We start from the raw sequence: 19030 nt of genomic DNA, 5'->3' as shown, positions 1-19030 counted from the left end.
GCACGGACTAAGCTCCCAGAATTAGGCAAGGCTAACCTAATTCACGTCTGTCTTCCATCTCATGACGGGCTGTCACCTCCCGTCGGACCCTAGGAGGCCGCGAGCATGAGCACCAACCCCTTCGACGACAACGAAGGCCGATTCCTGGTCCTGGTCAACGACGAGGGCCAGCACTCCCTGTGGCCGTCCTTCGCCGCCGTACCCGGAGGGTGGACGGTCGCGTTCGAGGAGAACTCGCGGGACGCGTGCCTGGCCTACGTCGAGTCCCACTGGACCGATCTGCGCCCCCGGTCCCTCGCCGCCTCCCAGGACGCCTGAGCCGGATCCGCGCCGATGCTCTGCGCCCGACTGACCAACGCGCGCTTCCTGACCATGGATCCGGACCACCCCGTCGCCCACGACCTGGGCGTCTGGCGGGGCCGGATCGTCGGACTCGACGAGGGCGTGACCTCGCTTCGCGCACGCGAGGTGATCGATCTTCAGGGCGCCACGGTGCTGCCCGGCTTCGTCGACGCCCATGTGCACCTGCCCTGGACCGGGTTCAAGCAGATCACGCCCAGCGTCGCGGGCCGCACACGCGTGGACGACGTCCTCGCGGTGGTGGAGCGGGCCGTCACCCGCAAGAACGCGCCCGGCGCGTGGGTGAGCATCGCCGGCTACGACCAACGGGCCCTGGGACGCCACCTGACGGCCGCCGAGCTGGACAGGGTCAGCCATGGACACAAGGTGTTCATGCTGCACGAGTCAGGGCACGGCTGCGTCGTCAACTCCGCAGTCCTCGATCTGCTCCCCTCCGACCTCCCGCACGAGGACGGCTTCCTCGCGGAGGGCGCCATGGGCGCCGCCCGCGCGCTGCGGTTGCCGTACTCCCAGGAGGAGTTGGCCGAGGCGATCGGACGAGCGGCCCGCACCTGTCTGTCCGAGGGCGTGACGGCCTGCGCCGAGGCAGGCATCGGCGGCACCCTCTTCGGTCACAGTCCGGTCGAACTGGGTGCCTACCAACTCGCGCGGGACAAGGGGCTGTTGCCGCTTCGGGTGCAGCTCATGGTCTCCGCGGACCGGCTCGGCCCCGTCGCCGCACACCGCAGCGACGGCATCCCCCGGGCGCTGGACCTCGGCCTGCGGACCGGCTTCGGCGACGACTGGCTCTCGGTCGGCGCGCTGAAGGTCTACACCGACGGCGGCATGATGGCCCGCACGGCCGCCCTGAGCAGCCCGTACCAAGGGCTGGACCACGCGGGCCAGTTGCAGGACGACCCCGAGGCGCTGACCGACCTCATCGTGGACGGTCACCTCGCCGGATGGCAGCTCGCCGTCCACGCCATCGGCGACCGCGCGGCCGACGTGGCCCTCGACGCACTCGAACGGGCCCAGCGCCTGCGCCCCCGGCCCGAGGCGCGTCACCGCATCGAGCACGCCGGCCTGATCCGCCCGGACCAGCTCCCCCGTTTCGCGCGGCTCGGGGTGAGCGCGGTCGTCCAGCCCAACTTCCTGCGCCACTACGGCGACGACTACGCGGCGATCATGGGGGAGGAGCGCGCGCCCTGGCTGTACCGGGGGAGAGGCTTCCTCGACCACGGCATCACCCTGGTCGGAAGCTCGGACCGGCCGGTCGCCGACGGGTCCCCGCTGCGCGCCGTCCAGTTCATGGTCGAGCGCGCATCCGCCTCGGGCGGGGTGATCGGCCCGCAGGAGGGCATCACCGTCGACGAGGCCCTGCGTGCCTACACCGTGGCCGGCGCCTTCGCCTGCCACTGGGAGGACAGCGTGGGCAGCCTCACCCCGGGCAAGCGCGCCGACCTGGTCGTCCTCGGCGACGATCCGCGCCGTGTCGACACGGCCCGCATCGGTGACATCGAGGTGGTGGCGACGTACGTCGAAGGCCGCGAGAGCGAGAAGCACACGCCATGAAGGGAAAGCCTTGACCACGGCTGCTCCGCGCCCCGCCTCCGGACTGCGGCACGTCCTTCCCGCGGCCGCACCCGCCGTGCGCCCCGCCCGCCCGGAGGACGCGGCGGCCCTCGCCGCCCTGTCCCGGCCGTTCGTCGAGTCCGGGGCGCTGCGCGCACGACCGCTCTCGCTCTACGCCGCCCACGCGGCCGACTTCGTGGTGACGGAAGCCCCCGACGGCACCCTTGCGGGCTGCCTGGGGTTACGGGTGCACCCGGCCGAGCCGGAGCACGGCCTCGGCCCGTCGGGCGTGCTGTACAACTTCTGCGTGGCCCGGCACAGACAGGGCTGCGGAGCGGGCGCCCGGCTGTTGCGTGCCGTGCTGGTGAGGGCGCGTGCGCGGTCGCTGGGGGCCCTGTTCACGGCGACGACGGGGGACGGCGCCCTGTTCCTGCGGCACGGGTTCGCGCCGGCCAGCGCGCGCCTGGCCCCCTCCTCCTGGGTGGAGTCGCTGGACCCGGAACGCAACGCCCGCCTCCTCGCCCGGATGCCGCAGCCGCCTGCGCCGGTGTAGGCACGGAGTCGGGCACCCGCGCCGCGGAGTCGGCGGCGCGGTCATCGCCGTCACACGGCGACACCGCGGCCGTCCGGGGCGTGGTCCGGTACCACCGTGGTGCCGGGGCCGTCGTCGTCCAGGACGCCGCGCAGCAGTGCGTGGGGGACGCGGCCGTCCAGCACCTGCGCCTTGCGCACGCCGCCCCGGACCGCCCGCAGGCAGCCCTCCATCTTGGGCAGCATTCCACTCGCGAGACCCGGCAGCAGCCCGTCCAGCTCGTGCGCCGTCACACGGGCGATCACCTCCGTGCTGTGCGGCCAGTCCGCGTAGAGACCCTCCACGTCGGTGAGGACGACCAGCCGTGCGGCGTCGAGGCCCACGGCCAGCGCCGAGGCCGCGAGGTCGGCGTTGACGTTGTAGACCTGTCCGTCCGCACCGCGGGCCACGGGGGAGACCACGGGAATGTGCCCCTGCTCCAGGAGGGCGTGGACCGCGCGCGGGTTCACCTCGACCACGTCGCCGACGAGACCGATGTCCACCGGTCTGCCGTCCACCCATGCCGGTCGCCGTACGGCGGTCATGGTGTGCGCGTCCTCGCCGGTCAGGCCGACGGCGAAGGGCCCGTGGGCGTTGATGTGGCCGACCAGCTCCCGTTGCACACGGCCGGTCAGGACCATGCGCACCACCTCCATGGCCTCCGGGGTGGTCACCCGCAGACCGGCCTCGAAGCGGGACTCGAAGCCGAGACGGTCGAGCATCGCGCTGATCTGGGGACCGCCGCCGTGCACGATGACGGGCCGCAGCCCCGCATGCCACAGATCGACGACATCCTCGGCGAACGCCCGCTGCAGACCGCTGTCGACCATGGCGTTGCCGCCGTACTTGACGACGACCGCCCGGCCCCGGAGCTCCTCCGCCGGGCGAAGCCCCGAGGCGCCCGGGACCGCGTTCCCGGTCTCCCCCGTCGGCTCCCCGGCGACGCTGCCACTGCCTTCGGACGTTGCGACCCGCACGGTCATGGTCCCCGTCTCTCGTTGTGCCGGCGTGGCCCGACGGAGCCGTTCCACGCGATGATCACAGCGCTCGTCTTAGCTGAGGCTAACCTAAATTAATCACCGCCACGAGGGGCGAAAACCGGCCTGCGCGCCGCCCGCCGACTGTCCGGGCGCGGCCCGAGGTGCGACGCTGGGACGACAGGTATCCGCCGAGGGAACTCGGAGGGCGCGATGGGACGTGACGTGCCGGCCCTGGTGTTCACGCGGGAGGACCGCCGTCGGTACCGCGAGAAGATGCACACCTGTCTCGACGTGCTGGCGCAGATGCTGCGCGAGTCGACCTTCGAGAGCGAGCGGCCCCGGGTCGGGCTGGAGATCGAGCTCAATCTGGTGGACGACGACGGACTGCCCGCGATGCGCAACACCGAGGTCCTCCAGGCCATCGCCGACCCCGCCTGGTCGAGCGAGCTGGGCCGCTTCAACCTGGAGATCAACATCCCGCCCCGGGAGCTGACCACCGGCGGACCCGGTGCCTGGGAGCAGGCGATCCGCGACGCGCTCAACCACGCCGAGGACCGCGCCGCGGCGGTGGGCGCCCACCTGATCATGATCGGCATCCTGCCCACGCTCGGGGAGGGGCACGTCGACGAGACGGCCCTGTCCGGCGACCCGCGCTACCGGCTGCTCAACGAGCAGATCTTCGCGGCCCGCGGCGAGGACCTGCGGATCACGGTGGACGGCGTGGAGCGGCTGTCGACGTACGCCGACACCATCACCCCGGAGGCCGCCTGCACCAGCACCCAGTTCCACCTCCAGGTCGCCCCGAAGGACTTCGCGGACTACTGGAACGCGGCGCAGGCCGCCGCGGGTGTGCAGATCGCCCTGGCGGCGAACTCGCCCTACCTCTTCGGCCGGGAACTGTGGCGCGAGACCCGTATCCCCCTGTTCGAGCAGGCCACCGACACCCGCCCCCAGGAGATCAAGGCCCAGGGCGTACGGCCCCGGGTGTGGTTCGGAGAGCGGTGGATCACCAGCGTCTTCGACCTGTTCGAGGAGAACGTGCGCTACTTCCCGGCGCTGCTGCCGCTGTGCGACGACGAGGACCCGCAGGCCGCGCTCGACGGCGGGGGAGTCCCGGAACTGGGCGAACTCACGCTGCACAACGGCACGATCTACCGTTGGAACCGCCCCGTCTACGCCGTCACCGAAAGCGGCCCGCACCTGCGCATCGAGAACCGGGTCCTGCCCGCGGGCCCCACGGTGGCCGACATCATCGCCAACGGCGCCTTCTACTACGGCCTCACCCGCGCCCTGGTCGACGAGGACCGGCCGATCTGGACGCGGATGTCCTTCTCGGTCGCCGAGGAGAACCTCCACACCGCGGCCCGCGACGGCATCGACGCCCGCCTGTACTGGCCCGGCATGGGCGAAGTCCCCGCCACGGAACTGGTGTTGCGCCGCCTGCTGCCGCTGGCCCACCGCGGCCTGGAGCTGGCCGGCCTGGACACGGCGTGGCGCGAACCCCTGCTGGGGATCGTCGAGCAGCGGTGTCTGACCGCCCGCAACGGCGCCCTGTGGCAGGCGGAGACGGTGCACCATCTGGAGAAGAGCGGCGTCTCCGACCGGAGCGAGGCGCTGCGGCGCATGACCACGGCGTACATGGACTACATGCACCTCAACGCGGCCGCGCACACGTGGCCGGTGGACTGACGTCCGCGCCGCGGTCGCCAGGCCGTGCGTGCCAGGCCCCGCGACGCCGGCATGATCCGAACGACAGACCCTAGCTGTATCGACCCGGAGCGGCCCGCCCCCGCCACTCCTCGGCGGCCGTCAGCGGAACCGGCACGGGCGGCTCGGCCGTCGTCGTCAGCTCGACGCGCCGCTCCTCGGACGCGGACCGCAGCAGTGCGCTCATCGTCTCCAGCACGTGCAGGGCGAGATCACCGCCCGCCCGGGGCGCCCGCTGTCCGGTGGCGGCGACGAAGTCGAGCAGCCCGACGCCCCGTGCGCCGTCGACGTAGCCCGCCGACGGCGGGAGAGTGCGCCACCGGGCGCCGCCGAGTTCGAAGAGCCGTACGTCGCCGTCGAAGCGGTTGGGGTCCGGGACGGCGAGCGTCCCCGCGTCGCCGTGGACCTCGATCGGGGCCGCCGTCGTGGCCACACCGTCGAAGCTCGTGGTGAGCGTCGTCAACGTTCCGCCCACATGCTCCAGCACACCGGTGACATGGCTGTCCACCTCCACCGGGATCCGCTCGCCCGCACGCGGCCCGGACCCGATGACGCGCTCGGCGCGCAGCCGGCCCGCGGCGCCGGTCACGGCACGCACCGGACCCAGCAGATGCACCAGGGAGGCGAGATAGTACGGCCCCATGTCGAGCAGCGGGCCGCCCCCGGCCGTGTAGTAGAAGTCGGGGTGCGGATGCCAGCGTTCGTGCCCCGGGGTGACCATCACGGCCGAGGCGAACTGGGGGCGCCCTATGCGGCCCGCCTCCACCGCGGCCCGCGCCGTCTGGATCCCGGTGCCCAGCACCGTGTCGGGCGCGCACCCCACCCCGACGCCCGCCTCCGCCGCGGCCTCCAGCACCGCACGGGCGGCGCCGAAGTCGGCGGCCAGCGGCTTCTCCCCGTACACGTGCTTCCCGTGGCCGACCGCGCCGAGGGCGATCTCGGCATGGGCCGCCGGGACCGTGAGGTTGAGCACCGTGTCCACGTCCGGGCTGCTCAGCAACTCGCCGACGCCGAGCGCCTCGACGCCGGGGAACTCGGCGGCGACGGCCGCCGACCGGGAGGCGTCGAGGTCGGCGACCGCGGTGACGCGTGCGGCGGGATGGCCGATCAGCGTGTCCAGGTAGGCGCGGGAGATGACGCCGAGACCTACGACCCCGACGCGGTGCGGGTCGCCCACAGCATGCCCCTCTCGATGACGGTACGGACAGCGGGGTGCTCCAGCACGTCGAGGCTGTGCCCCGGAGTCGTCACCACCACGCGCCCGGCGCCCCACCTGCGGGTCCACACCGCCGGTGAGGTGACCGGGCGGTGCCAGGGCTGCCACGGGCGGGCCGGATGCGTGGTGGTGGCCAGGACGTCGATCAGGTCGTCGTGGAGCACCCAGTACTGCTCGGTGTGCAGTTCGAAGTCCTCGATGCCCGCGGTGATGGGATGCTCACGGCCGAGTTCGGTGACGGCGATGACGTGCGGCAGGTAGTTGTCCTCCTGAACCCCCCGGCGCTCACAGGGCTCCTTGCCCGGATGGGCCGCGAACTGGCCGCCCACCAGGTGGAGATAGTCGCAGGAGGCGCGGAACGAGTCGGCGATGCCGCCGTGCCAGCCGGTGAAGCCGGTGCCGGCCACGACCGCCGCGGACAGCCCCGACAACTGCTCGGCGGTGATCTGCGACATGGTGACGCACTGCACGACGAGATCGGTGTCCGCCATCTCGGCGGAGTCGGCGTAGACGTCGGTCGACTCCTCGACCCGGACGGTGTAGCCGTTGTCCCGGAGGAACGGCAGGAACAACTCCGTGGCCCGGACCGGTTGATGCCCCTCCCATCCACCCCGGACCACCAGCGCCTTCTTGTGTGTCATCGCGTCCCTTCGTGAGGCCGGCGCACAGCGTCCTCACTATGCGCCAGGCGCTCGGCCCTCAGGAAGAGCGGCCGGATTCCGCGAAACTTTTCGCTCCCGGAAAGCTCGTGAGCTCTCAGATCCAGCCCTGTTCCCAGGCTCGGTGCGCGGCCGCGTGCCGGGTCGGCACGCCGAGCTTGGCCATGGCCGCGGAGAGGTAGTTGCGCACGGTGCCGGGCGCCAGGTGGACCTCCGCGGCGATCTCCACGACGGACGCCCCGGTGCGGGCCGCACGCAGGACCTGCAGTTCCCGGTCGGTGAGGGGACAGTCGTCCTCGGTGAGCGCGGAGGCGGCGATGTCCGGGTCCACATAGCGGCGCCCGGCGGCGATGTCCCGGATGATCTCGGCCAGCCGGGCCGCCGGAGTCGTCTTGGGGACGAAGCCGCGCACCCCCGCCGCCAGGGCCCGGCGCAGCACGGCGGGCCGTGCGTGCCGCGTCATCAGGACGACGCGCGTGGCCAGTTCGGCCCGGATCTCCTCGGCGGCGCGCAGCCCGTCGGTGGGCGGCATCTCCAGGTCGAGGACCGCGATGTCGGGGCGATGCTCACGGGCCAGCCGGACCGCTTCCGTCGAGGTACCCGCCTCGGCGACGACGGTGAGGTCCGGCTCCAGCCCGAGCAGCGTGGCCAGGGCGCTGCGGAGCAGGTCCTCGTCGTCAGCGATCAGCAGTCGGATCACCGGGCGGCTCCGTCCGCGGTGGCCGATGTCGCGGGCGGCGCAGGGGGGTTCACCGGCAGCGCGGCCGTGACCACGAAGCGGTCACCGTCCCGACGCCACGTCAGCTCTCCCTCGGCCGCACTCAGCCGCTCGGCCAGGGTGTGCAGTCCCGTGCCGTCCGGGGCCACCGGGTGTGCGTCGGCACCGTCGTTGCCGATCCGCAGCCGGGCGAGACCGTCACCGATCCGGTAGTCGACCTCGGCGTGCCGGGCCCGGCTGTGCCTGAGGACGTTCGTCGTGGCCTCCCGCATCACCAGGCCGAGGAGGTGACGTGCGCAGTCCGGGAGGCCGAGGGCCACGGCGGCCGGGTCCAGCCGCAGCGCCGTGTCGATGTCGGCCGCCGCCAGCACCCGTGTCGCGTTGGTGATCTCGTCGTCCAGGGACGTCCGGCGGTACCCCCGCACCACGGCCCTGGTGTCGCTGAGGGCGTCCGCGGCCAGCCGCTGTATGTCCTTCAACTCCGCGGCGGCACGCGCCGGGTCGGCCTCGACGAGGCGTTCCGCCAGTTCGCCCTTCAAGGCGATGACCTGGAGGTGGTGGCCCTGGATGTCGTGGAGATCGGTGGCGAACCGCAGCCTCTCCTCCCGTACGGCCAGTTCCGCCTCCAGCCGCCGCGCCGCGTCCAGTCGCCGTGCCGTGTCCCAGGCCCACAGCGGGCCGAGCGTCACCCACGCCGTGAAGGCGACCAGCCCGGCCGGGAACAGCGCGGCGTACGCGGGCTCCACGTCCCCCGCGACCAGGCCGACCACACCGCCGGGCAACGGCGCCAGGGCCACCGCGGCGGCCACCAGCGCCCGCCTGCGGCGCGGCGGGAGGTATGTGGCGACGACCGCCACCACGACGGCCGGGGCCACCGGCCACAGCCCGTAGTCGCGCACGGCCAACGGACATACGGCCAGCACGACTGCGGCGGCGACCGCGACGGTCAGCCAGCCCGTCGGCGGGCGCGGGTGCGCGTCCGGCACCGGCAGCCACGCCAGTCGTCGGCCCAGCAGGACCCCGCTCGCTCCCAACTCGACCGCCAGGGCGGCCGCGGCCGGGACGCGCGCCCACGGCGGAACGTCGCCGTCGAGGAGCCACCCGCCCACCAGCACCGCCAGGACGGACAGCGTCATGCCCGGCACGGTCCACCACATGTAGCGCCGAAGGCCCGCCAGCCCCGCGGTCCCCTGCTCGATCGCCCCGTCCCCCATCCGGCCATTGTGGCGCAGGCCGCATGACAAATGTCATGCGAGGTCGTGACAACGCCACTCGCCCGCATGGGGATCCGGCACTACTGGCGGACTTAGCCGGGACGGAGGCTGAAAGCGTCAGCGGACATCCCGCCCCGTACCGAGGAGAACCCGGCATGCACGCACACCACCCGCACGCGACGGCCGAGCGGCCGCACCCGGCCGCGATCCTCAGGCGCCGCTGGCCGACGGCGCTGGCCCTCGCGGTCGCCGCCCTCAACGTGCTCGCATCCGGCTCCGAGGACGTCACCGACGCCGTCGGCGGCTTCGGTGAGACCCTGCCGCTGCTGCCTCTGATCTACCTGGTCGTCCACCAGCTCGGAAACCCGCGCGCCACCTGGCCGGTGCTCGGGGCCGGACTGGTGGCCGTGTTCGTCATCCCCCTGCAGCAGGCGCTCGCGCCGTCGACGGTGCTGGTCGCCCTCGCCCTCGCCGTTCTGCTGTGGGGCATCGTCCGCGCAACTCCTCACGGGCGGGCCGGCTTGGGGGTGCAGGCGGCGGGCGCGTTCCTCTTCGGCGGGCTGGCGCTGGCCGGGCTGGCCGTCGATCCGGACCTGGGCCGGTACCTGGTGGCGGCCGGTTGGTTCGGCCACGGGGTCTGGGACTTCGTGCACCTGCGGCGGGACGCGGTCGTCTCCCGTACGTTCGCCGAGTGGTGCGGCGTCGTCGACGTACTCGTGGCGGTCCAACTGCTCTTTCTGGTCTAGCGAGCCGTACGCCCGGGACGCGGCGGCCTCCTGTCCGACAGCGGGCCCGGTCGACGCCTCCGACACGGCGACCCCACGACGCGCCTTCCCCGAGTCTTCACATCCGCCCCGGGACGAGCACGGGCCGGAGGCCGGCCGGCTGGTCCGCCGCGTGGGGGCCGCGCCCCCCGAGAACGGGGGTGACACCGCGCGACCTCGGCCTTTCAGCGGGTCACGGTACACACACACTTCCTGAGAGATCTGCGCAGGAGCATCACCCGTGCTGCACACAGCCTGTCGATGGCCTCGTTAGCGTTCTGGCCGTTCGATCTCTCGTGTGAACGCGACCAGGCGGGTCGAACAGGGCCGCCGGCGCAGTCAACCCAGGAAGACCACATGGACTACTGCTCGTCGTGCCGCCGGCACCTCAACGGTGCCCTCGTGTGCCCCGGGTGCGGCGCCTACGCCCCGGACATCGCCCCCTGCACGACCGGAGGGCCCGAGGCGCGGGCCACACCGGGCGCGGCGGCGACCGCGCCGGCGACCTGGGAGGACCCCGCCGCCGACACGTGGTACGACGGCGGCTTCCGGGACGAGCCCGCGGCGCCGGCCGGCGGCGACGCACCCGCGCCCGGTGTTCCGGCCGGCTACGACGAGCCCGTTTCCGACGCCCCGTCCGGCGTCGGCGAAACCGCGCCCGGTGACGTCGAGGGCGTGCCCGTGGCCCCGCAGGGCCGGGCGGCTCGGCGCCGTCAGCGGGCCCGCTGGAAGAAGAACCAGCGCCGGGCCGTGGTGGCGACCGCCGTCGCCCTGGTCGGCGGGGGCCTGACCGTCTCGGCGATGAACCGGGGTTCCGTCGACAAGGCGCAGGCGGCCACCGCGCCGGAGATGCCGAACACGGCTGCGGCCGAGCAGCAGGAGCCGGACCTCACCCGGCCGGCGTCCACGCCGTCGGACACCCGCACCGCCCCGCGCACCGCCGACACACCGTCGAAGCCGTCCCCGACCAACGTCGCGCGGGAGCCCGTCACCACCCCCCGCACGACCCGGCAGTTCACCCGTCCGGACGCCGACGCCACCGCGGGTACGACGGACCCCCAGGCCCCTCAGGCCCCCCAGGCGCAGTCGGTCTCCCCGCCCTCCGGCTCATCGGACTCCGGCGGCGGCTCCGGCACGACGACGGAGCAGGAGCAGACGCCGGCCCCGGCGGCGACCGAGGGCACGGACAGCCAGACGCCCCCCTCGCAGTCGAGCCCCGCCCCGCAGGAGGACTCGCCCGAGCAGCTCTGCGTGCTCAACGTCCTCTGCGTGGGCTGACCAGGACGCCGAGAGCCGGTCCGCTCCCCCCTGCGGACCCCCACCTGAGTGCGCCGTCACACTCCCGCATCGCCCCATGAGCGCGGTGATGCGGTCATGCTGGAAGAAGCCGAAGCGATCTCCTCGCCGAGGCCGATACCAGCAGAGCAGGACGTCGTACTCAGGAGGGAACCTTCCATGGTCGAGCAGGACGAGCGCTTCGATGTCGTGGTCCTCGGCGCGGGCCCCGGCGGCTACGTCGCCGCCATCCGCGCCGCCCAGCTGGGCAAGCGCGTGGCCGTCGTGGAGGAGAAGTACTGGGGCGGCGTCTGTCTGAACGTGGGCTGCATCCCCAGCAAGGCGCTGCTGCGCAACGCCGAACTGGCGCACATCTTCACGCGCGAGGCGAAGACCTTCGGCATCAAGGTGGACGGACAGGTCTCCTTCGACTTCGGCGAGGCGTTCCGCCGCAGCCGCAAGGTCGCGGACGGCCGGGTCAAGGGCGTCCACTACCTGATGAAGAAGAACAAGATCACCGAGATCGACGGCCGCGGCACCTTCCTCGACCCGCACACCCTCCAGGTGGCCGGCTACGACGGCGAGACCCGCACCATCGGCTTCGACCACTGCATCATCGCCACCGGCGCCACGCCGAAGCTGCTCCCCGGCACCCGGCGCAGCGCACGCGTGGTGACGTACGAGGAGCAGATCCTGGCCGAGGAGCTGCCGCGCTCGATCGTCATCGCGGGTGCCGGGGCGATCGGTGTCGAGTTCGCCTACGTGCTCCACAACTACGGCGTGAAGGTCACCATCGTCGAGTTCCTGGACCGGATGACCCCGCTGGAGGACGCCGAGGTCTCCGCCGAACTCGCCAAGCAGTACCGCAGGTTGGGCATCGACGTGCTCACCTCGACCCGGGTCGACACGGTCGACGAGTCCGGCGAGCAGGTGCGGGTCACCGTCACCGGCAAGGACGGCGCCCAGCAGGTCCTGGAGGCCGACAAGGTGCTCCAGGCCATCGGCTTCGCGCCGAACGTCAGCGGATACGGCCTGGACAAGACAGGTGTGACGGTCACCGAGCGCGGCGCGATCGACGTCGACGGCCGCTGCCGTACGTCCGTCCCGCACATCTTCGCCATCGGCGACGTCACGGCGAAGCTCATGCTCGCGCACGCCGCCGAGGCCATGGGCATCGTCGCCGCCGAGACCATCGCGGACGCGGAGACCATGGAACTGGACTACGCGATGATCCCGCGCGCCACCTACTGCCAGCCGCAGATCGCCAGCTTCGGCTACACCGAGGCCCAGGCCCGGGAGATGGGCTACGACGTGCAGGTGGCCAAGTTCCCCTTCACCGCGAACGGCAAGTCGCACGGCCTGGGTGACGCCACCGGCTTCGTGAAGCTGATCAGCGACGCCAAGTACGGAGAACTGATCGGCGGCCACCTCATCGGCCCGGACGTCACCGAACTGCTGCCGCAACTGACCCTGGCCCAGCAGTGGGACCTGACCGTCCATGAGGTCGCCCGCAACGTCCACGCCCACCCGACCCTCGGCGAGGCGGTCAAGGAAGCGGTCCACGGCCTGGCCGGCCACATGATCAACTTCTGAGCCGTTCAGCCGTCGAGCCACCAGCGGGCCGCCGCCCAGGCGAACGCGTAACCGAGGCCGTTGACCGCCCAGTGCAGGGCCACGGGCGTCAGCAGGCTGCCGGAGCGGCGGCGCAGCTCGCACAGGACGACCCCGGCCGCGGCCGTGGCGCCGACCGCCAGGGCGACGGTCGGCACCACACCCGCCGGGCCTTCACCGAAGACCGAGGCGACGGCGGCGTTGGACCGGTTGAGACCCCGGGACGGCAGCACGTGCCACAGTCCGAACAGCAGCGACGACACGGCGGTGGCCCGCGCCGCCCCGTGCCGGCGCCGGATCATGGCCCACAGCACACCGCGGAAGGCGGTCTCCTCCAGCAGCACGGTCCCGAACGGCACCCGCACCAGCGTCACCCACAGCAGCCGGCCCACCGACAGGCCCGCCGCCCTGGCATCCCGGAACGCCTCGCGGCCGGCCGGGACGGCGAGCAGGAGCAGCAGGACCAGCAGGACGACCGCGGCCAGGACCGGAGCCCATCGCAGCCCCCGGCGCAGCCCCGCCGCGTCGAGCCCCAGGTCGGCCCGGGTGAGTCCGTCCCAGCGGGCGATGAGCAGCAGTACGGCCGTCGCGGTCACGCAGACCACCACGTACAGCACGGGGCCCCGCGCGAGCCAGTTGTTCAGCAGGTTCGCGGCGGCGAGAACGGCGAGAGCACTGACGATCCGCATCCGGCTTCCAGGATGCCCCGGGCGGCGCCCGGACGCCGTGGACGACGAAGGGCACCGGCCCTCGTGCCGTGACCGTCACAGTCGGGCCCGCACCTGTGGCGCCCCCGCGCCCCATTGAGCATGCTCGATGGTACGGCCCCGCGGCCGACCAGCACGGTTGCGCCCGCCGCGGCCACCCGCGTCCCAGGAAGGCACGACCCATGCCGGCCAAGAACCTCAGCGCCAACCGCGCCGCCCTCGGCCACCGCCTCGCCTACGCCCTGCGCCACCCCGACCGGGTCCCGCGCCATCTGGCGCGCACCGCCCGGGACATGTGGCTGCGCCGCCGGCACCCGGACCACGTCGCCTACTACCGCGCGGTGATGCGCTCCGACACCCGGGCCGATCCGGACGCGGCGGTCGGCAGTCGCAGCCGGGAGCGGTGGCTGGCGCTCGGGGCGATGCAGTTCGACTACCTGACCGGGCACGGCCTGCGCCCCGGGCACCGGATGCTGGAGATCGGATGCGGCAACCTGCGGGCGGGCTGGCGCTTCATCCGGCACCTGGAGCCCGGTCACTACTACGGCATCGACATCTCGCCCGACATCCTCTTCGCCGCGCAGGACACGATCGTCGAGATGGGACTCCAGCCGCGGCTGCCCACGCTGACCCCGGTGCGCGACCTGACGCTGCGGTTCCTGCCCGACGCCCACTTCGACGTCGTGCACGCGCACAGCGTCTTCTCCCACTCGCCGCTCCCGGTCATCGAGCAGTGCCTGGCCAACGTCGGACGCGTGCTGGCACCGGGCGGCTGGTTCGACTTCACCTTCGACCGCACCGAGGGCGAAGAACACCACGTCCTGCGGGAGGACTTCTACTACCGCACCGAGACGCTCCTCGCGCTGGCCGAGAAGCACGGACTGCGGGCCCGCTTCATGACGGACTGGGAGAAGCTGCCGCACGGCCAGTCCAAGATCCGGGTCACCCACCCGGTGTGAACCGACGACCCGTCAGAAGGTCGTCCACCTCGGCCAGTAGGTCATCTGTCCCGGACTCTTGACTCGTCATGCGGCAGTGGCCATCCTCGTCGCACGTTGTGCGGGGTCATGACAAGCCGGCCCCGCCTCCCGCCGACCGAGGGACTTGGGCCGTGACCAGTGCCGGACGTCCGTACCGCAAACGCAAGAACGTCACCGTGGTGTCGCTCCTCCTGCTCGTGCTGTCCCTGGCGCTCGGACCCACACCGAGTTCGGCGGCCGGCACCGACTGGTGGAACCCGACGGCACGGCCCGCCCCGGACTCCCAGGTCGGCGTCACCGGCGAACCCTTCACCGGCACCAACGCCAAGGGCGAGGTGCGCGGCTTCGTCGACGCACACGACCACATCTTCTCCAACGAGGCCTTCGGCGGCCGTCTGATCTGCGGAAAGCCGTTCTCCGAGCAGGGCGTCGCCGACGCCCTCAAGGACTGCCCCGAGCACTACCCGGACGGCTCCCTGGCGATCTTCGACTTCATCACCAACGGCGGTGACGGCAAACACGACCCGGTCGGCTGGCCCACCTTCAAGGACTGGCCCGCGCACGACTCGCTGACCCACCAGCAGAACTACTACGCCTGGGTGGAGCGGGCCTGGCGCGGCGGCCAGCGCGTGCTGGTCAACGACCTCGTCACCAACGGCGTGATCTGCTCCGTGTACTTCTTCAAGGACCGCAGCTGCGACGAGATGACGTCCATCCGCCTCCAGGCCAAGCTGACGTACGACATGCAGGCCTACATCGACAAGATGTACGGCGGCACCGGAAAGGGCTGGTTCCGGATCGTCACCGACAGCGCGCAGGCCCGCGAGGTCATCGAGCAGGGCAAGCTCGCGGTGGTCCTCGGCGTCGAGACCTCCGAGCCGTTCGGCTGCAAGCAGATCCTCGACATCGCGCAGTGCAGCAGGGCCGACATCGACAAGGGCCTGGACGAACTGCACGCGCTGGGCGTGCGCAGCATGTTCCTGTGCCACAAGTTCGACAACGCCCTGTGCGGGGTCCGCTTCGACTCGGGGACGCTCGGGACGGCCATCAACGTCGGCCAGTTCCTGTCGACCGGCACCTTCTGGAAGACCGAGAAGTGCACCGGCCCCCAGCACGACAACCCCATCGGCAACGCCTCCGCCGCCGCGGCCGAGAAGAAGCTCCCGGCGGGCGTCGAGGTCCCCTCGTACAACGCGGACGCCCAGTGCAACGTCCGAGGGCTCACCGCACTCGGCGAGTACGCCGTCCGCGGCATGATGCAGCGCGGGATGATGCTGGAGATCGACCATATGAGCGTCAAGGCCACCGGCCGGGTGCTCGACATCTTCGAGTCGGCGTCCTACCCCGGCGTGCTCTCCTCGCACAGCTGGATGGACCTGGACTGGACCGAGCGGGTCTACGGCCTCGGTGGCTTCATCGCCCAGTACATGCACGGCTCCGAGGGCTTCATCGCGGAGGCCGGGCGCACCGAGGCCCTGCGCGACAAGTACGGCGTCGGCTACGGCTACGGCACCGACATGAACGGCGTCGGCGGCTGGCCGGGGCCGCGCGGGGCGGACGCGCCGAACAAGGTCACGTACCCCTTCACCAGCGTCGACGGCGGCTCGGTCATCGACCGGCAGACCACGGGCGAGCGCACCTGGGACCTGAACACCGACGGAGCCGCCCACTACGGCCTGGTCCCGGACTGGATCGAGGACATCCGCCGGGTCGGCGGCCAGGACGTGGTCGACGACCTCTTCCGCGGCGCCGAGTCCTACCTCGACACCTGGGCGGCCTCGGAGAAGCACGAGGCCGGAGCGAACCTCGCACGCGGCGCCGCCACGTCGGCCAGTTCCTCGGAGTGGAGCCTGTTCACCAGCTACCGGCCGCACCGGGCCGTCGACGGCGACAGCCGTACCCGCTGGGCGAGCGACTGGAGCGACGACCAGTGGTACCAGGTCGACCTCGGCTCCACGCATGTGGTGAACCGGGTGACGCTCGACTGGGAGCGCGCCTACGGCAGCTCCTACCGCGTCGAGCTCTCCACCGACGGCACCACCTGGCGGACCGCCTGGTCCACCACCACCGGGGACGGCGGCCTGGACACCGCGAGGTTCACCGGCACACCGGCCCGCTATGTACGCATCCACGGGCTGGACCGCGGCACCGACTGGGGCTACTCCCTCCACGAGGTCGGCGTCCACAGCAGCTGACACCCACGAGAGGGGCTCCATGGCACGGTTGCCGTCCGCCGAGCGGCGGCGACAGCTCACCGAGGCGGCGATCAGAGCGATGAGCCGGGACGGCGTCCCCAGGACGACGACCCGGTCCATCGCCGCCGAGGCGGGCGTTTCGCTCAGCGTCTTCCACTACTGCTTCGACTCCAAGCAGGAGCTCATCGAGTCCGTCATCACCACCATCACCGAGCACTACGTGACGATCGTCAAGGACGCCATACGCCCCAGAGCCACCCTGGAGGAGACGATCCGGGCCGGCTTCCAGGCGTACTGGGACCACGTCCGCACCCACCCGGACGAACACATGCTCACCTACGAGCTGACCCAGTACGCCCTGCGCCAGCCCGGATTCGAACATCTGGCACGACGGCAGCACGAGCTGTACGCCGAGACGTACGCCGACCTCATCGACCAGCTGCGACGGACCATGGGCATCCGGCTGCGCGTCCCGGTCCCCGTCCTGGCCCGCTACCTGGCCGCGATGACCGACGGCCTCACCCTCAACTACCTGGTCCTCGGCGACGAGGCCGCCTGGACCGACATCCTCGACACGGTCACCGCGCACATCGCCGGACTCGTGGACGAGCCCTGAGGCCGTGCGTCACCCACGTACCGCGGCCCGGTCACCGGCCTCTTCCGGCGCCTCCCGCCGGAAGAACCGGCGCATGTCCGGCTCCACCACGAAGCGCAGCGCGCGCCGCACCGGCGGGGCGCACAGCAGGGTCACCACCACGGCGGCGACCACGGTCACGACGATCGCGCCCAGCGGGCCGTGCACCCAGGCCGGGTCGTACCAGCCCCAGAACCTGGACCCCTGGGCGACGAAGCCGTGCAGCAGATAGCCGTACAGCGTGCCCGCGCCCAGCACGGTGCACCACAGCCGCCGTCCCGGCACCCACGACAGGAAGCACGCCACCAGCAGCAGCGAGCAGACGAACAGGGCCGGCGTCATCACGACCCCGTACCACGCGGGCGCGCCCAGCTCCTCGGCACTGTCCCGGTGGTAGAACCAGCTGCCCGACATCCGGGGCACCGCCCAGTACGCCACCACGAACGCCCCCGCGAACACGGGCACCGCCACGATCCGCACGGCACGCCGCCGGACCAGCCGGAAGTGCTCGGGCCTCAGCAGCAGCCCGAGCACGAAGTAGGGCAGGAACTGCAGGGCACGCTGCAGATCGAGGTCGTTGCCGATGGACGGCGAGAGGGTGGCCAGCATCGCCACGGCCAGCGCCAGCGGCAGCGGCGCCCGCACCCGCCGCCACAGCGGGGTGGTCAGCCGCCACAGGAACAGCGCCACCAGGAACCAGGTCAGGTACAGCGGGTCCAGGAGGCTGACCGGGCGGTCCGGCTCCTGGTCGGTCCACCGGGTGTACAGGGTGTACGCCGTCTCGAACACGACGTAGGGGACGACGAGGCCGGTCACCAGCCGCTTCAGCTGTGCGGGACGCCCGTCGAAGCTTCGGGAGAAGTAGCCGGAGACGATGATGAAGGCCGGCATGTGGAAGGCGTACACCAGCATGTACAGCGCGTCGACGGTCCGGCTGCCGTCCCGTAGCGGTTCCCACGCATGGCCCACCGCCACCAGCACGATCGCCGCGTACTTGGCATTGTCGAAAAACGCGTCCCGCTTCTTCGAAAGCCCTGGTGAGGCCGGTGTGGCGGGGGCGGGAGCGGTCTGTACGGCCTCGCTCACCACACGGCCCCCCGGGCACCACGCGGGCGGGCCGTGCGACCGGACGGGGGTCTGACGGCGGCGGGGACGGCTGTGGGGATGCGCTGGGACATCCCACGCGTCTGACCACTTCCGGAGGGCGTAAACCTCTTCCGGCGGTCATCCACACCGCGGGTGCGGGTGACAGGGCCGACGGGGTGTGGTCGTAACCCGTGTGAACGCTTCGAATGGTGCGTCCGGTGGTCATGGCTGACGGTGGATCACGTCAAGGCCTGGCCCCAGTGGTGATGAAGCGTCAACCGCCCAGGCCGTGATGGAAGGACTCACCTATGCGCTCTGTCCGCATGCTGCTCGCCACCGCGACGGCCACGGCCGCCTTGGCGATCGCCCCCACCGCCTACGCCGTCACGGCGGGTGACTGGGACACGGAGGACTCGTCCTCCCACAGCAAGGAGCACGACACGGACTCCGGCAAGGAGCACGGGAAGGACTCCGGCAAGGAACACGACAAGGACTACAGCAAGGAGCACGGCAAGGAAAGCAAGCACGACGACCCGCGTGGCGGGATGCACACGGGCGGCGGAGCGCTGGCTGCCGTGAACGACAAGGACGACTGGGGCAGCAAGGAGCACGACAAGGACGCGTCCGAGGAGCACGGCAAGGACGCGTCCAAGGAGCACGACAAGGACGCGTCCAAGGAGCACGGCAAGGAAGGCAAGCACGACGGTCCGCGTGGCGGGATGCACACGGGCGGCGGAGCGCTGGCTGCCGTGAACGACAAGGACGACTGGGGCAGCAAGGAGCACGACAAGGACGCGTCCGA

At 71.9% G+C, this 19030-nt stretch carries 17 protein-coding genes and 1 pseudogene; 11 read left to right on the top strand and 7 right to left on the bottom strand.

Going from position 1 to position 19030, the window contains the following annotated elements; all coding sequences use genetic code 11:
* The first annotated feature begins 105 nt into the window (after positions 1-105).
* Genes ACWCPI_RS34485 through ACWCPI_RS34475 form a run of 3 tightly spaced genes read left to right on the top strand, consistent with a single transcriptional unit; the run spans position 106 to position 2464 of the window.
* A complete protein-coding gene (locus ACWCPI_RS34485) occupies positions 106-318 on the top strand; it encodes an MbtH family protein (protein ID WP_451041892.1) in 213 nt (70 codons plus the stop codon).
* Positions 319-333: 15 nt separating this feature from the next.
* Positions 334-1911, top strand: coding sequence for an amidohydrolase (locus ACWCPI_RS34480; protein ID WP_451041891.1), 1578 nt, complete (start codon positions 334-336; stop codon positions 1909-1911).
* A 10-nt stretch (positions 1912-1921) separates the two neighbouring features.
* Positions 1922-2464, top strand: a complete 543-nt coding sequence (locus ACWCPI_RS34475; protein WP_451041890.1) for a GNAT family N-acetyltransferase — start codon at positions 1922-1924, stop codon at positions 2462-2464.
* Positions 2465-2514: 50 nt separating this feature from the next.
* On the opposite strand, the gene argB is transcribed toward ACWCPI_RS34475, so the two are convergent.
* Positions 2515-3465, bottom strand: a complete 951-nt coding sequence (gene argB / locus ACWCPI_RS34470) for an acetylglutamate kinase (RefSeq protein ID WP_451041889.1) — start codon at positions 3463-3465, stop codon at positions 2515-2517.
* A 207-nt stretch (positions 3466-3672) separates the two neighbouring features.
* On the opposite strand from argB, the gene ACWCPI_RS34465 reads away from it, so the two are divergent.
* Positions 3673-5151: a glutamate--cysteine ligase gene (locus ACWCPI_RS34465; RefSeq protein ID WP_451041888.1), complete on the top strand. Its 1479-nt coding sequence runs from the start codon at positions 3673-3675 to the stop codon at positions 5149-5151.
* Positions 5152-5221: 70 nt separating this feature from the next.
* Here the strand turns inward: ACWCPI_RS34465 and ACWCPI_RS34460 are convergent, their stop codons facing one another.
* From ACWCPI_RS34460 to ACWCPI_RS34445, 4 genes are all read right to left on the bottom strand, one after another.
* Entirely contained in the window at positions 5222-6346 is a 1125-nt protein-coding gene (locus ACWCPI_RS34460; RefSeq protein ID WP_451041887.1) for a Gfo/Idh/MocA family protein, read from the bottom strand.
* Entirely contained in the window at positions 6316-7026 is a 711-nt protein-coding gene (locus ACWCPI_RS34455; RefSeq protein WP_451041886.1) for a ThuA domain-containing protein, read from the bottom strand. The genes ACWCPI_RS34460 and ACWCPI_RS34455 overlap by 31 nt, the downstream gene beginning before the upstream one ends.
* A gap of 115 nt (positions 7027-7141) precedes the next feature.
* Positions 7142-7744 (bottom strand): response regulator transcription factor, encoded by a 603-nt coding sequence (locus tag ACWCPI_RS34450; RefSeq protein WP_451041885.1) that lies wholly within the window; start codon positions 7742-7744, stop codon positions 7142-7144.
* Positions 7741-8976 (bottom strand): sensor histidine kinase, encoded by a 1236-nt coding sequence (locus ACWCPI_RS34445; protein ID WP_451041884.1) that lies wholly within the window; start codon positions 8974-8976, stop codon positions 7741-7743. The genes ACWCPI_RS34450 and ACWCPI_RS34445 overlap by 4 nt, the downstream gene beginning before the upstream one ends.
* A 155-nt stretch (positions 8977-9131) precedes the next feature.
* On the opposite strand from ACWCPI_RS34445, the gene ACWCPI_RS34440 reads away from it, so the two are divergent.
* The 3 genes from ACWCPI_RS34440 (at position 9132) to lpdA (ending at position 12608) form a co-directional block, all read left to right on the top strand.
* The gene (locus ACWCPI_RS34440) at positions 9132-9722 is read left to right on the top strand and encodes a hypothetical protein (RefSeq protein WP_451041883.1); all 591 of its coding nucleotides are present in this window, start codon (positions 9132-9134) and stop codon (positions 9720-9722) included.
* Positions 9723-10097: 375 nt separating this feature from the next.
* Entirely contained in the window at positions 10098-11018 is a 921-nt protein-coding gene (locus tag ACWCPI_RS34435; protein WP_451041882.1) for an SCO2400 family protein, read from the top strand.
* 177 nt (positions 11019-11195) lie between these two features.
* Positions 11196-12608 carry a dihydrolipoyl dehydrogenase gene (gene lpdA, locus ACWCPI_RS34430; protein WP_451041881.1) on the top strand — a complete coding sequence of 471 codons (1413 nt, stop codon included), beginning with the start codon at positions 11196-11198 and terminating at the stop codon, positions 12606-12608.
* Between the two features lie 5 nt (positions 12609-12613).
* On the opposite strand, the gene ACWCPI_RS34425 is transcribed toward lpdA, so the two are convergent.
* On the bottom strand, positions 12614-13315 hold the full coding sequence (locus tag ACWCPI_RS34425) for a CPBP family intramembrane glutamic endopeptidase (RefSeq protein WP_451041880.1): 702 nt from the start codon (positions 13313-13315) through the stop codon (positions 12614-12616).
* A gap of 200 nt (positions 13316-13515) precedes the next feature.
* Here ACWCPI_RS34425 and ACWCPI_RS34420 point away from each other — a divergent pair, with 200 nt between their 5' ends.
* The 3 genes from ACWCPI_RS34420 to ACWCPI_RS34410 all read left to right on the top strand — a co-directional run bounded on the left by ACWCPI_RS34420 (position 13516) and on the right by ACWCPI_RS34410 (position 17124).
* Positions 13516-14292, top strand: a complete 777-nt coding sequence (locus ACWCPI_RS34420) for a class I SAM-dependent methyltransferase (protein ID WP_451041879.1) — start codon at positions 13516-13518, stop codon at positions 14290-14292.
* A 152-nt stretch (positions 14293-14444) separates the two neighbouring features.
* Positions 14445-16508, top strand: coding sequence for a galactose-binding domain-containing protein (locus ACWCPI_RS34415; protein ID WP_451041878.1), 2064 nt, complete (start codon positions 14445-14447; stop codon positions 16506-16508).
* A 19-nt stretch (positions 16509-16527) separates the two neighbouring features.
* Positions 16528-17124: a TetR/AcrR family transcriptional regulator gene (locus tag ACWCPI_RS34410; RefSeq protein ID WP_451041877.1), complete on the top strand. Its 597-nt coding sequence runs from the start codon at positions 16528-16530 to the stop codon at positions 17122-17124.
* A gap of 9 nt (positions 17125-17133) precedes the next feature.
* On the opposite strand, the gene ACWCPI_RS34405 is transcribed toward ACWCPI_RS34410, so the two are convergent.
* Positions 17134-18228, bottom strand: coding sequence for an acyltransferase family protein (locus tag ACWCPI_RS34405; RefSeq protein ID WP_451041876.1), 1095 nt, complete (start codon positions 18226-18228; stop codon positions 17134-17136).
* A 308-nt stretch (positions 18229-18536) separates the two neighbouring features.
* Between ACWCPI_RS34405 and ACWCPI_RS34400 the strand changes: the two are divergent.
* Positions 18537-19030 (top strand): annotated as a pseudogene (locus tag ACWCPI_RS34400) (hypothetical protein); the annotation flags it as partial.

This window comes from Streptomyces sp. NPDC001920 (genome assembly GCF_053594495.1).
This window is presented reverse-complemented; position numbering and strand designations above follow the sequence as displayed.